11 protein-coding genes and 1 tRNA gene are annotated in these 13587 nt (G+C 63.9%); 2 read left to right on the forward strand and 10 right to left on the reverse strand.

What is annotated here, in order from left to right; genetic code table 11:
- Nucleotides 1-158: 158 nt before the first annotated feature.
- Entirely contained in the window at nt 159-3659 is a 3501-nt protein-coding gene (gene rpoB / locus LJ754_RS02080) for a DNA-directed RNA polymerase subunit beta (RefSeq protein ID WP_227912785.1), read from the reverse strand.
- Between the two features lie 637 nt (nt 3660-4296).
- On the opposite strand from rpoB, the gene LJ754_RS02085 reads away from it, so the two are divergent.
- Entirely contained in the window at nt 4297-5517 is a 1221-nt protein-coding gene (locus LJ754_RS02085) for an acetyl-CoA C-acetyltransferase (protein ID WP_227925102.1), read from the forward strand.
- On the opposite strand, the gene LJ754_RS02090 is transcribed toward LJ754_RS02085, so the two are convergent.
- The 9 genes from LJ754_RS02090 to LJ754_RS02130 all read right to left on the reverse strand — a co-directional run bounded on the left by LJ754_RS02090 (nt 5514) and on the right by LJ754_RS02130 (nt 12056).
- Complete coding sequence (locus LJ754_RS02090) at nt 5514-6668, reverse strand: SLC13 family permease (RefSeq protein WP_227925103.1); 1155 nt, start codon at nt 6666-6668, stop codon at nt 5514-5516. The two genes, LJ754_RS02085 and LJ754_RS02090, sit on opposite strands and share 4 nt — an antisense overlap.
- Nucleotides 6669-6828: 160 nt before the next feature.
- Nucleotides 6829-7203 (reverse strand): 50S ribosomal protein L7/L12, encoded by a 375-nt coding sequence (rplL, locus tag LJ754_RS02095; protein ID WP_227912782.1) that lies wholly within the window; start codon nt 7201-7203, stop codon nt 6829-6831.
- Between the two features lie 61 nt (nt 7204-7264).
- The gene (rplJ, locus tag LJ754_RS02100) at nt 7265-7834 is read right to left on the reverse strand and encodes a 50S ribosomal protein L10 (protein ID WP_227912781.1); all 570 of its coding nucleotides are present in this window, start codon (nt 7832-7834) and stop codon (nt 7265-7267) included.
- 283 nt (nt 7835-8117) lie between these two features.
- A complete protein-coding gene (locus LJ754_RS02105; protein WP_227925104.1) occupies nt 8118-9224 on the reverse strand; it encodes a GNAT family N-acetyltransferase in 1107 nt (368 codons plus the stop codon).
- Nucleotides 9225-9354: 130 nt separating this feature from the next.
- Nucleotides 9355-10062, reverse strand: a complete 708-nt coding sequence (gene rplA, locus LJ754_RS02110) for a 50S ribosomal protein L1 (protein ID WP_227912779.1) — start codon at nt 10060-10062, stop codon at nt 9355-9357.
- A 110-nt stretch (nt 10063-10172) separates the two neighbouring features.
- A complete protein-coding gene (rplK, locus tag LJ754_RS02115; RefSeq protein WP_146361026.1) occupies nt 10173-10604 on the reverse strand; it encodes a 50S ribosomal protein L11 in 432 nt (143 codons plus the stop codon).
- Nucleotides 10605-10733: 129 nt separating this feature from the next.
- Entirely contained in the window at nt 10734-11525 is a 792-nt protein-coding gene (gene nusG, locus LJ754_RS02120) for a transcription termination/antitermination protein NusG (protein WP_227912778.1), read from the reverse strand.
- Between the two features lie 93 nt (nt 11526-11618).
- Nucleotides 11619-11900, reverse strand: coding sequence for a preprotein translocase subunit SecE (gene secE / locus LJ754_RS02125; RefSeq protein WP_227912777.1), 282 nt, complete (start codon nt 11898-11900; stop codon nt 11619-11621).
- Nucleotides 11901-11983: 83 nt separating this feature from the next.
- A tRNA-Trp gene (locus LJ754_RS02130) sits at nt 11984-12056 on the reverse strand.
- A gap of 307 nt (nt 12057-12363) precedes the next feature.
- Here LJ754_RS02130 and LJ754_RS02135 point away from each other — a divergent pair.
- Entirely contained in the window at nt 12364-13587 is a 1224-nt protein-coding gene (locus LJ754_RS02135; RefSeq protein ID WP_227925105.1) for a pyridoxal phosphate-dependent aminotransferase, read from the forward strand.

Below are 13587 nucleotides of genomic sequence, written 5' to 3' on the forward strand. Positions count from 1 at the left end.
TGAATGTCTCGGGTGCGGAAAAGACTGAAGGTGACCCACCCTGCGTCCGCCGGACGGTTCGGGTTAGGCGGCTTTAATATTCCTGCGAGCTCTGCGAGCAAGGAATTTCGTTGCCGCCGTTCCGAACCGCCCGACGGACTCCCGGGCGGATCTACCAGCTAAACCTCTTCGACGGAGCTGGGCTCTGCGCGGGACAGATCGATACCCAGTTCCTCCGCGGCCCGGAAGACTTCTTCATCCGAGTCACGCATTTCAATCGTGTTGCCTTCGGTGGAGAGGACTTCCACGTTCAAGCAGAGCGACTGCATTTCCTTGATCAGGACCTTGAACGATTCCGGAACACCGGGCTCCGGGATGTTTTCGCCCTTGACGATGGCTTCGTAGACCTTCACGCGGCCATGGATGTCATCGGACTTGATCGTGAGCAGTTCCTGCAGCGTGTAGGCGGCGCCGTACGCCTCCAGGGCCCAGACTTCCATTTCACCGAAGCGCTGGCCGCCGAACTGTGCCTTACCACCCAGCGGCTGCTGCGTGATCATGGAGTACGGCCCGGTGGAACGTGCGTGGATCTTGTCGTCGACCAGGTGGTGCAGCTTCAGGATGTACATGTAGCCGACCGAGATCGGGTCCGGGAACGGCTGGCCGGAGCGGCCGTCGTACATCCGGGCCTTGCCCGAGGCACCGATCAGGCGGTTGCCGTCACGGGTCACGTTGGTGGAGTCGAGCAGGTTGACGATCTCATCCTCGCTCGCGCCGTCGAACACCGGAGTGGCAACCGTGGTGGGGCCGGTCTCGCGGGGCAGGTTCGGCAGGTCCTTGACCCAGTCCGGCTCGCCCTCGATCTTCCAGCCCTGCTTGGCAGCCCAGCCCAGGTGGATTTCCAGGACCTGGCCAACGTTCATTCGACCCGGAACACCAAGCGGGTTCAGGATGATGTCGACCGGAGTTCCGTCTTCCATGAACGGCATGTCTTCGATCGGGAGGATCTTGGAGATGACGCCCTTGTTGCCGTGGCGGCCGGCCAGCTTGTCGCCGTCCGTGATCTTGCGCTTGTGCGCCACGTAGACGCGGACCAGCTGGTTCACGCCCGGGGGCAGCTCGTCGTCGTTGTCGCGGTCGAAGATACGCACGCCGATGACGGTTCCGGACTCGCCGTGGGGAACCTTCAGGGAGGTGTCGCGTACTTCGCGGCTCTTCTCGCCGAAGATGGCGCGCAGCAGGCGCTCTTCGGGGGTCAGTTCCGTTTCGCCCTTCGGGGTGACGCGGCCAACCAGGATGTCGCCGGCTTCAACCTCTGCACCGATGTGGATGATGCCGCGCTCGTCGAGCTGGGACAGCACCTCTTCGGAGACGTTGGGGATGTCGCGGGTGATTTCCTCGGCACCAAGCTTGGTGTCGCGGGCGTCAACCTCGTGCTCCTCAATGTGGATGGAGGTCAGGACATCGTCGGAGACCATGCGCTGGGACAGGATGATGGCATCTTCGTAGTTGTGGCCTTCCCATGACATGAATGCCACGAGCAGGTTCTTACCAAGGGCCAGTTCACCCTGGTCCGTTGCGGGACCGTCGGCGATGATGCTGTTGACCTCGACCCGGGCGCCTTCGGAGACCAGCACGCGCTGGTTGTAGGCGTTGCCCTGGTTGGAGCGCTCGAACTTCATGATCGGGTAGCTGGTCTCGGTGCCGTCGTCGTTCATGACGGTAACGAGGTCAGCGGAAACCTCGGTGACAACACCGGGCTTCTTGGCGGTCACGGAGTCGCCGGCGTCAACTGCGGTGTACTTCTCCATGCCGGTGCCCACAACGGGGCGCTCGGAACGGAGCAGCGGCACAGCCTGGCGCTGCATGTTCGCACCCATGAGGGCGCGGTTGGCGTCGTCGTGCTCCAGGAACGGAATCAGGGCCGTGGCCACCGACACCATCTGGCGCGGGGAGACGTCCATGTACTCGACCTCGTCGGGCTCGACCAGGACGGGCTCGCCGGAACCGCCGCGGGCACGGACGAGGACCAGGTCCTCTTCGAAGTGCTGATCGGCGCGCAGCGGAGCGTTTGCCTGGGCAATGGTGCGCTCAACTTCGTCATCGGCGGTCAGGTAGTCGACCTTGTCGGTGACGACGCCGTTCTCCACCTTGCGGTACGGAGTCTCGATGAAGCCGAAGGCGTTGATGCGGCCGTAGGAAGCCAGCGAACCGATCAGGCCGATGTTCGGGCCTTCAGGGGTTTCGATGGGGCACATGCGGCCGTAGTGGGACGGGTGGACGTCTCGGACTTCCATGCCTGCACGGTCACGGGACAGACCACCCGGGCCCAGCGCGGACAGGCGGCGCTTGTGCGTCAGTCCGGCAAGCGGGTTGTTCTGGTCCATGAACTGCGAGAGCTGGGACGTTCCGAAGAACTCCTTGATGGCAGCCACAACGGGACGGATGTTGATCAGGGTCTGCGGCGTGATGGCCTCGACGTCCTGGGTGGTCATCCGTTCGCGGACCACACGCTCCATGCGGGACAGGCCCGTACGGATCTGGTTCTCGATCAGTTCGCCGACGGCGCGGATGCGGCGGTTGCCGAAGTGGTCGATGTCGTCGACCTCCACGCGGATGTCGACGTCGCTGCCGTCGCGCTTGCCCGGAACGGTCTTCTCACCGGCGTGCAGTGCCACCAGGAACTTGATCATGGCGACAATGTCGTCATTGTTCAGGACCGATGCGTCGGAGTCCGTCAGGGGCTTGTCGATGCCCAGCTTGCGGTTGATCTTGTAACGGCCAACCTTGGCCAGGTCGTAGCGCTTCGGGTTGAAGTACAGGTTTTCCAGCAGCGTCTTTGCAGCCTCGACCGTGGGCGGCTCGCCCGGACGCAGCTTGCGGTAGATGTCCAGCAGGGCATCTTCCTGGGTTTCCGTGGGGTCCTTTTCCAGGGTGGCACGGATGGAGTCGTACTCGCCGAAGGTCTCGAGGATCTGGCCTTCGGTCCAGCCCAGCGCCTTGAGCAGCACGGTGACGGACTGCTTGCGCTTGCGGTCCAGGCGGACACCCACCTGGTCGCGCTTGTCGATTTCCAGTTCGAACCATGCACCGCGGGAAGGAATGATCTTCGCGGTGTAGATGTCCTTGTCACTGGTCTTGTCCGCGGTGCGCTCGAAGTAGGCACCCGGGGAACGGACCAGCTGGGAAACAACAACACGCTCGGTGCCGTTGATGACGAACGTTCCCTTGTCAGTCATGAGGGGGAAGTCGCCCATGAACACGGTCTGCTGCTTGATTTCGCCCGTGTTGTTGTTCATGAACTCGGCCTTCACGTACAGCGGAGCCGAGTACGTAGCGTCCCGGTCCTTGCACTCGGCCATGGTGTACTTCGGGTCGGCGAACTCCGGCTCCGAGAAGCTCAGGGACATGGTGCCCTGGAAGTCTTCGATCGGGGAGATTTCCTCGAAGATGTCAGCCAGACCGGAGGTGGTGGCAATACCCTGTTCGCCGGTCTCCCGTGCCTTTTCCACGCGCGCCTTCCAGCGCTCGTTGCCGACGAGCCAGTCAAAGCTGTCTGTCTGCAGGGCAAGAAGATTGGGAACGTCAAGCGGTTCGTGAATCTTTGCGAATGAAATCCGGGAAGCTGCGTTCTCCGGATTAGTAGCGGTTTCGTTATTAGAGGTGCTCGAGGCGACCAAGAGGGATCCTTCCACAGACCTTCAGGCGTGTTTCGCGCTTCCTCCCCTGCACTGCACGGACCGAGTCCGTGTGCGTCCCGGTGTCCGGCAAAGGGCACATCCGAGGGTTACGGATACTGCCCGGCACGGAACATAGCCCACCGCTATATGAAGGCTGAAGGTTAACAGGAGGAAGCAAATATCCACTATAGGGCATTATGGGCATACAAGTCTACCCGGTTTCGTCAAGCCTGCTGCACTCAACCCGTGTCGGATGGCACCGGGAGCGCAATCCCGGCTGCAACCTCGCGTAGGACCCCGCTTAGGATCCCGTGTATTCGGGGAGTAACAGGCAATAACCGTCCGGAACAGACCAATAGCAATCCAACAACAGTCGGTAACCGACATCGGTAACCGACATCGGTAACCGACATCGGTAACAGACAAGACACCGGCGCACCGTTCACGCATCGGATACAGATACCTTACCGCAAGATTCCCCGAATGTGGTGGCCGGGGGTGCCTCCCGGCGCACCGGGGCGCCCGCCGGCACCAGGCGGGCGCCTAACCGTGTGAGATCCCTCTCCCCGGCCCGGCGGTTGGCGTACCCTTGATCCAGCATTCGATGACGAATACAACACAAAGGACTGAACCAGCCATGAGCAACTCCGCAGCCCCCGGGGCAGCAGCCGTGACCGAAGTGGTAATCGTTGGTGGAGCGCGCACCCCGCAGGGCCGGCTCAACGGCCAGCTTGCCCCCTTTACCGCCGTTGAACTGGGCGCCTTCGCCATCGCCGGCGCGCTGGAGAAGTCCGGCGTCCCTGCTGCGGATGTAGACAGCGTCATCATGGGCCACGTGGTCCAGGCCGGCTGCGGGCAGAACCCTGCCCGCCAGTCCTCAATCAAGGCGGGCATCAGCTGGGACGTTCCCGCCGTTACCGTGAACAAGGTCTGCCTCTCCGGCCTGGCCGCCGTCATCGATGCCGCACGCCTGATCCGCGGCGGCGAGGCCACCGTGGTGGTGGCCGGCGGCCAGGAATCCATGTCCCGCGGCCCGCACCTGCTGCCCGGTTCCCGGCAGGGGTGGAATTACGGCAACATTTCCGCACTTGACTCCGTGGCCCACGACGGCCTGACCGATGCCTTCGACAACGACTCCATGGGAATCTCCACGGAGCGGGGCAACACCAAACTGGCGATTAAGCGGCTGGAACAGGACGAAGTGGCCGCGGCCTCGCACCAACGGGCGGCGGCGGCCATGGAAGCGGGCATCTTCGACGCCGAGATCGTCCCCGTCACCGTCCCGCAGCGCAAGGGCGAGCCGCTGGTGCTGACCCTCGATGAAGGCGTACGCCCCGCCACCACCGTGGACACCCTCGCGAACCTGCGCCCGGCCTTCGACCCGGAGGGAACCATTACGGCCGGCAACTCCTCACCGCTTTCCGACGGCGCAGCGGCCCTGGTCCTAGCCACCCGCAGCTACGCCGAGGCGAACGGTTTGGAAATCCTCGCCTCCGTTGGACTGCCCGGCCAGGTCGCCGGACCGGACAACACCCTGCATTCACAGCCGTCCAATGCACTTTCCGCCGCGCTCGAACGGGCCGGATGGAGCGTCTCGGACCTGGACTTCATCGAGATCAACGAAGCCTTCGGCGCTGTGGCCGTTCAGTCCCTGAATGAACTGGGCATGGACCTGGAACAGTGCAACCTGCACGGCGGGGCAATTGCCCTGGGCCACCCGATCGGGGCGTCCGGTGCCCGGCTGGCCCTGACCGCCGCACACGAGCTGTTCCGGCGCGGTTCCGGCCGGGCCGGCGTCGCACTGTGCGGCGGCGGCGGGCAGGGTGAAGCCCTCCTGCTGTTCCGCGAAGAATCCTAGGCCGCCAGCGACAGGGCCGCCGTCGCCGCCGTCACGGTGACGACGGCGGCAACTGAGCTCGCTGCAATAAAGCGGCCCCAGCGTACGGCCACCCCCATGGAGCGCATCCGGTCATACCAGAGCAGGGTCGCCAGGGAACCCCAGGGCGTCACGATCGCCCCCATATTGACCCCCACCAGCAGCGCGGCGAGGCGGACGGGAGTGTCCGCCGCCGGTTCCAGCGCAAGGTAGGCCGGGAGGTTGTTCACCGCGTTGGACGCAACGGCACCCGCACCGGCCAGCTGCAGCAGATCGCCAAAGCCCTCCCCCGAGCCCGCGGCCTGCGCCAGGAGGGAGGCCAGCCCGTGGCTGTGGGCCGTCTGGACCAGGACGAACAGGCTCACGGCCAGGACCACCGGCATCACCGGAACCATGTCCCACGCAAACGCGCTCCGCTGCCGGACCAGGAATCCCGCGGCCAGGATGATGGCCGCGGCGGAGGCGGGAATGGCTACGTGGATGCCGCTGACGAGAGCCGGCAGCAGCAGGGCCACTACTGCCCCGCTCAGCACGAGAAGCCCGCGGTCCGGCACCGTAACCGGCTCGGACGGGTCCGTGTACCTGCCGCGCAGGAAGCGCCGGAAGGCAAGCCACAGGAGCGCTGCGGGCACCAGGATGCCGGCGGCCGCCGGAGCCCAGACGGTCGCCGCGTATTCGAGGGGGTGCAGATCGGCCTTTTCCTGGGCCAGCAGGTTGGTGAGGTTCGAAACGGGCAGCAGCATGGACGCGGTGTTGGCCAGCCAGACCGTGCTGAGCGCGAAAACAATGGGAGGGAGCCTGGCCTCCACAGCCAGCCCCACGACCAGCGGAGTGATCAGCACAACGGCTGTGTCCAATGAGAGGAAGATGCTGGAGGCCGAGGTCAGGCCCAGGACCAGCACCCACAGGGCAAAGGTGCGGCCGCGCCCCAGCCGGGCAGTGAACCGGGTCAGCACCCGGAAGAGTCCTGCGGCGTCAGCGAGGTAGCTCACGACGGTCGCCGCCGTCACGAACACCATGATGGGACCGATACGGCCCATCAGCGCGCTGAACTCGGCAGGCGGCAACGCTCCGCTGAGCACACACGCCGCCGCGGCCGCAACCAGCGGTCCCAGGATCAGTAGCTGCCGCATTGGTAAGTGGTTCCCTTGCTTCGTGCCGCTTCCCGCGGCTGCTGGTAGGTGGACACCGGGCATATGGACACTGGGGATATGGACACTGGGGATGCAGAAAGACCCCGTCCGGAGGACGGGGTCTTTCTGTGTTTCACAGCCGAGGCTGCGAAAAGGAAAACTACTTGACGGTGACGGTGGCGCCGGCAGCTTCGAGAGCTTCCTTGGCCTTGTCAGCGGCTTCCTTGTTGGCACCTTCGAGGATGGCCTTCGGAGCGCTGTCAACCAGGTCCTTGGCTTCCTTCAGACCCAGGGAAGTCAGGGCACGGACTTCCTTGATCACTGCGATCTTCTTGTCGCCGGCAGCTTCGAGGATGACGTCGAATTCAGTCTTCTCTTCAGCGGCCTCAGCGGCACCGGCGGCGGGGCCGGCAACGGCAACGGCAGCAGCGGTAACGTCGAAGGTCTCTTCGAAGAGCTTCACGAAGTCGGAGAGCTCGATGATGGACAGTTCCTTGAAGGCTTCAATGAGCTCTTCGTTGGTCAGCTTCGCCATGGTGTGGCGTCCTTCCTATAGTTGGTGCGCGCAGGCACCGGAGATTGGATGAGAAGAGGTTTTACTCTTCGGTGGCTGCTTCTGCGGCCGGAGCTTCTTCTGCAGCGGCCGGAGCCTCTTCTGCAGCGGGAGCAGCGGGAGTGCCGCTCTCCTCTTCGAGCTTCAGGCGCAGTGCATCAGCCGTGCGTGCCAGCATGGACATCGGTGCCTTGAGGACACCGGCGACGCGTGCAAGCTGGAACTCACGGGACTCAAGAGCAGCCAGTGCGGCTACACCGGAGGCATCCAGGGCATTGCCCTCGAAGATACCGGTCTTGATGATGAGCTGCGGGTTGGACTTGGCAAAATCCGTCAGGCTCTTAGCAGCTGCAACTGCGTCTCCCTTGATGAAGGCGATTGCAGTAGGTCCGGCAAGCTGGCCTTCGAACGCGTCGATGCCGGCTTCCTTGGCTGCAATGCCAGTCAGGGTGTTCTTAACGACCGAGTACTTGGTGTCCTGGCCGAGCGAACGACGCAGCTCCTTGAGCTGTGCAACGGTGAGCCCGCGGTATTCGGTTAGGACAGCAGCGGTCGATTCCTTGAAATCAGTGGTGATCTCCTCGACTGCTGACACCTTTGTTGGCGTTGCCATAACCCTCCTTCCGGGGAAATAGTGCCGGTGGATCGGGTCCCGAACATAAAAAACGCCCCGGGCAGATGCACGGGGCTTCACTCTACGGACTAATCCGGAGTGCAGTTCGTTCACCTGCGCAGGCCGCCCTTTAGGCAAGGGACTTTCGGATGTATTTCCAACCGTAGTCCACACGCAGAGAACTGAAGGTTCAGCCTCACGGTGGGATTGAATGCACATCGACCGACGGTCTTTGGTAGTTCAAGAGTACGGGACATTCGGGCAGGGGACAAATCCCGGCGGATCAGGCGGAGGCCAGCTGTTTCTGCCACTCCCCCGCGTATCCGACGGCACGGAATCCCAGCTGCTCGTTAATGGAGAGCATGTACCGGTTTTCCTCGGCATTCCAGGTGTACACGCGCTCGGCCCCGGGAACGGCTTCCCGCAGGCGCGCCAGATTCGCGGCCTTCATCAGCATCCCCAGCCGCTGGCCCCGGTGGCCTTCCAGCACCAAGGTGTCGTCCTGGTAGGCGACGGAAAGGTTGTTCCGGAAGACCTCCAGGACGGTATGCCCGGCCAGCTCCCCGGAACCGGTGTGCCGGGCGGCGCAGACCAGCGACTCGTAATCCATCTCCACTTCCCGGGCCTCGGCCTCCCGCACCCGCGCCTCGTCCCAGGCCTCTTCGGCCAGATCCAGGCCGCCCTGGGGTGCATCTGTGCTCATCTTCTGCCGCAGCTGCGCATACGCCCCGACGAGGTCCTGCGGGCAGGCGCCGCGCCAGAACACCAGTTCATAGCCGGCGCGCGCTGCCGCGGCGGCCTGCTCCTGCAACGCGTTTCCGCCGTCGTAATCCGAGAGGTCCAGGCGGCTGACACGGTCCACCAGTTCCAGCCGGAAGCCGAGCTTGGCGGCGAAGGAGGCCGCGGCGTCGTTCGGAATGAACCGTGCCGTATCGGTGCCCGCCAGGTCTTCACGGTCCGGGTCGACATCGGCTTTGCCGACCCCCGCGAGGTGCTCGGTCTCCGTCATCAGCATGCGGCGGCCGTTGGCGGCGGCCAGCTGCTCGGCGGCGAAATACAGCTGCGTGCCCACCCCCTGCCGCCGGGCATCCGGGGCGACCACAACATTGACGTTTCCGGTGTGCAGGTTGTCGGTGAGCGGAAGGTTCAGCTGGACCACACCCAGAATTTCTCGCGATTCCACGGCCCGTGCGGCCAGGATCAAGCGCCGCCGGGTAGGAGTGCTGCTCCGGCCTGCCAGCTGGGACTGCGGCGTTCCGTAGAAATCATCATTGCCCCAGATCTCGCGCTGCTGGGTATTCATCAGGTCTGCGATGGCCAGGAAGTCCGCGCCGCCCGGCCCGTCCAGGCTTGCCGGGACCGCAACATGCTCGATGGAAATCTGTGTCATGGCCCACATCCTGCCGGAGAACGGCGCCGGTGCCAAAAACGCGGCCCCTGCCGGACAGCAAAAAGGCGGCCGCAGCGAAAAGCTGCGGCCGCCTCAAGCAGAAGGAAACCCTTCCGAAGATGCTCGAAGACTATGCGTCTGCGAGAACCTTGGTGACGTTGGGGTCAACGGCAATGCTAGGGCCGAACGTGGTGGACACGGTGGCCTTCTGGATGTAGCGGCCCTTGGCAGCCGACGGCTTCAGGCGCAGGACTTCTTCCAGGGCGGCTGCGTAGTTCTCAGCCAGCTTCTGGGAATCGAAGGACACCTTGCCGATGATGAAGTGCAGGTTGGAGTGCTTGTCGACGCGGAAGTCGATCTTGCCACCCTTGATGTCCGAAACGGCCTTGGCGACGTTCGGGGTTACCGTACCGGTCTTCGGGTTCGGCATGAGGTTACGCGGGCCGAGCACGCGGCCCAGGCGGCCGACCTTGCCCATCATGTCCGGGGTAGCCACTGCTGCGTCGAAGTCGGTCCAGCCTGCGGCGACCTTTTCGATCATGTCGTCGGAACCAACGAAGTCGGCGCCGGCAGCGATTGCCGCTTCAGCCTTCTCGCCGGTTGCGAAAACGAGGACGCGGGCCGTCTTGCCGGTGCCGTTGGGCAGGTTGACCGTGCCGCGGACCATCTGGTCAGCCTTGCGGGGGTCAACGCCCAGGCGGAAAGCCACCTCAACGGTTGCGTCGAACTTGGACGGGTTGGTGTCCTTGGCCAGCTCTACAGCCTCGACCGGTGCGTACAGCTTGTCCGCATCGATCTTGGCTGCAGCTGCTTCATATGCTTTGCTGCGCTTTGCCATCTGCTTTTTCTCCTTGTGCAGTTGTGGTCTGTCGGACCGCGCCCGGCCCTGCCACGCGCCGGTCCCGTTGGGGGCACCGGCATTTATGTGAAATTGAAACGCAGGGGGCTTTAGCCCTCTACGGTGATGCCCATCGAGCGGGCGGTGCCGGCGATGATCTTGGCTGCTGCCTGGACATCGTTGGCGTTGAGGTCTTCCATCTTCATGGTGGCGATCTCTTCGACCTGGGCCTGGGTCAGGTTGGCAACCTTGGCGGTGTGCGGGGTTGCGGAACCCTTGGCCACACCGGCGGCCTTCTTGATCAGCTGTGCAGCCGGAGGAGTCTTCGTGATGAAGGTGAAGGAACGGTCTTCGTAAACGGTGATTTCAACCGGGATAACGTTGCCGCGCTGGGATTCCGTTGCAGCGTTGTACGCCTTGCAGAATTCCATGATGTTGACACCGTGCTGGCCAAGTGCCGGACCGATCGGAGGAGCCGGGTTGGCGGCACCTGCGTTGATCTGCAGCTTGATGAGGCCGGTGACCTTTTTCTTGGGGGCCATGAAAGGGTCCTTCTCTAAATTATGTTCCCGAAGGACAGGAGCGTCCATCCGGGTTGGTGGCCGCCATGGCTTGGTGGCCGGACGCTGCCTGCAGGTTAAAGCGGACCTGCTGGCAGCGAAGTCTGAAAGCTACTGGAGCTTGGTGACCTGGCCGAAGCCAAGGGTCACAGGAGTCTCGCGCTCGAAGATGGTCACGAGGACCACCAGCTGCTGGGACTCGGGCTTGATCTCGGAGATCGTGGCCTGGAGGGTTTCGAACGGGCCCTCGTTGACCGTGACCGGCTCGCCGACCTCGAAGTCCACGGCAATGTTAGCCGACTGCTGGGCAGCGGGCTTGCCGGCTTCGGTCTTGGGCGAAACCACGGTGTGCTCGAGCATCGAGAACACTTCGTTCAGGCTCAGCGGCGTCGGGTTGTGGGCGTTGCCCACGAAGCCGGTGACGCCGGGGGTGTGGCGTACAACGCCCCACGATTCGTCGGTCAGGTTCATCCGGACCAGGACGTAGCCGGGAATGCGGACCCGGTTCACGATCTTCCGGGTGGTGTTCTTGATCTCGACGACTTCTTCCATCGGGACCTGGATTTCGAAGATATCCTCTTCCATGTCCAAGGTCTGGATGCGGGTCTCGAGGTTGGACTTCACGCGGTTTTCGTAGCCGGCGTAGGAGTGGATGACGTACCAGTCACCCTCCTGGCGGCGCAGCTTGGCCTTGAAGGCGTCGACCGGATCTTCCTCGGGCTCTTCTTCGGCCTCGGGGGCGGAAACCTCAGCGTCGGCTGCCTCTTCGGTAACGTCTGCTTCGTCTGCCGATGCATCAACAGCAGCAGGCGCCTCGTCGACGTCGGCTGCGGTCATTTCATCCTCGGTATCCAGATCAGCGGCATTGTCATTGACCTGTGATTCGAGTTCTTGCTCGGACACGTGGATTCCTGCTTTCTTCAGAGCATTATCGGTTTTGGCACTAGCTCATGGTCTCCGGTTCCGTATCCCGCAGGTGGAACGCAGGGTCTGGGACTAGCTTTCGCCGCCGCCCTCACCGAAGATCCACAGTGCGCCGGCACCAAAGACAAAGTCGAGAACCGTCACAATAACCATCATCACGACCACGAAGGCCAGGACCACGAGGGTGTACCTCAGCAGTTCCTTGCGGGTGGGGGTGACCACCTTCTTCAGCTCCGCAATGACCTGACGCAGGAAGAGCGCGATCGCCGCGAAGAAGCCGCGCTTCTTGGGCCCGCTGGAGGGGTGTCCCTTGGAGCTGCTGGCAGCTGTCTCGGTCACCTTCGCCTCACTCATCTGTGTAGGTACACGGCTGGCGCACAAACCTGGACTGTGCGCTTCCATGAAGGACTGCTGAGCTGCCGGATGACAGTTCTGCGCAGGGCAGACAGGACTCGAACCTGCAACCTGCGGTTTTGGAGACCGCTGCGCTACCAATTGCGCCACTACCCTATGGAGGAAATATCCCCACCGCCACTATTGTAGCCGCACCCGGCGACCGGATTATTCCAGGATAATCCCTGATCGGAATCCCGACCGGCATCCCGATCGTTGGGCACGAAACAGCGTGGTGAGGAGAACCACCGAGGAACCAGTCTACGCAAAGTTTGCGCCCACGTCGAACCGGCGCCCGCCGGAGGCCGGCGACACACACCGCAGCGGGCGGGCGGACCGCATAAACTGGGGAACGCCGCCGTCGCCCGGGACCACCGGACACGGCGCGAACGTAAGCTGCCGCCACACATCAGACGGGAATCCCATGTCTTCCACCGGCCGTATTTCAGAGCGCATCGCCTCCATTGCCGAGTCCGCAACACTCGCAGTGGACGCCAAGGCCAAGGCACTGGCGGCCGCCGGCCGCCCGGTTATCGGTTTCGGTGCCGGCGAACCGGACTTCCCCACCCCGGACTACATTGTCGACGCCGCCGTGGAAGCAGCCCGCCAGCCCCGGTTCCACCGCTACTCCCCCGCCGGCGGCCTCCCCGAGCTGAAGAAGGCCATTGCCGAGAAAACCCTGCGTGACTCCGGCTATGCCGTGGATCCGGCCCAGGTCCTGGTGACCAACGGCGGCAAGCAGGCCGTTTACGAGTCCTTCGCCACGCTGCTGAACCCCGGTGACGAAGTGCTGGTGCCCACGCCCTACTGGACCACCTATCCCGAAGCCATCCGGCTGGCCGGCGGCATCCCGGTAGAGGTTTTCGCAGGTCCGGAGCAGGGCTACCTGGTCACCGTCGACCAGCTCGAAGCAGCCCGCACCGACGCCACGAAGGTGCTGCTGTTCGTTTCCCCGTCCAACCCCACCGGCGCGGTCTACCCGCCGGAGCAGGTTGCCGCCATTGGCCGCTGGGCTGCTGCGAACGGCCTGTGGGTCATCACGGATGAAATCTACGAACACCTGACGTACGACGGCGTTCCCTTCACCTCCATCGCCACTGCCGCCCCGGAACTGGGCGACAAGGTGGTTGTGCTCAACGGCGTGGCCAAGACCTACGCCATGACCGGCTGGCGCGTGGGCTGGATGATCGCCGCGCCGGACGTCATCAAGGCTGCGACCAACCTGCAGTCCCACCTGTCCTCCAACGTCTCCAACGTGTCGCAGATGGCCGCCCTGGCCGCCGTTTCCGGCCCGCTGGCTGCGGTGGATGAGATGAAGCAGGCCTTCGACCGGCGCCGCCGCGCCATGGTTTCCGCGCTGAACTCGATTGACGGGGTGGAATGCCCCATGCCGGAAGGCGCCTTCTACGCCTACGCGGACGTCCGCGGACTGCTGGGCCGTGAATTCCCGGGCAAGGACGGCGCCGTGCGCCCCCAGACCTCGGCCGAGCTGGCCGCCCTCATCCTGGACACCGTGGAGGTGGCCGTAGTTCCCGGCGAGGCCTTTGGCCCTTCCGGCTACCTGCGGCTTTCCTACGCCCTGGGCGACGAGGACCTGGCCACCGGCATGGCACGGCTGCAGGAGTTCCTGGGCCGGGCAGCCGGCTAG

Origin of the sequence: Arthrobacter sp. zg-Y40 (assembly GCF_020731535.1) — a bacterium.
GTDB lineage: Bacteria > Actinomycetota > Actinomycetes > Actinomycetales > Micrococcaceae > Arthrobacter_B.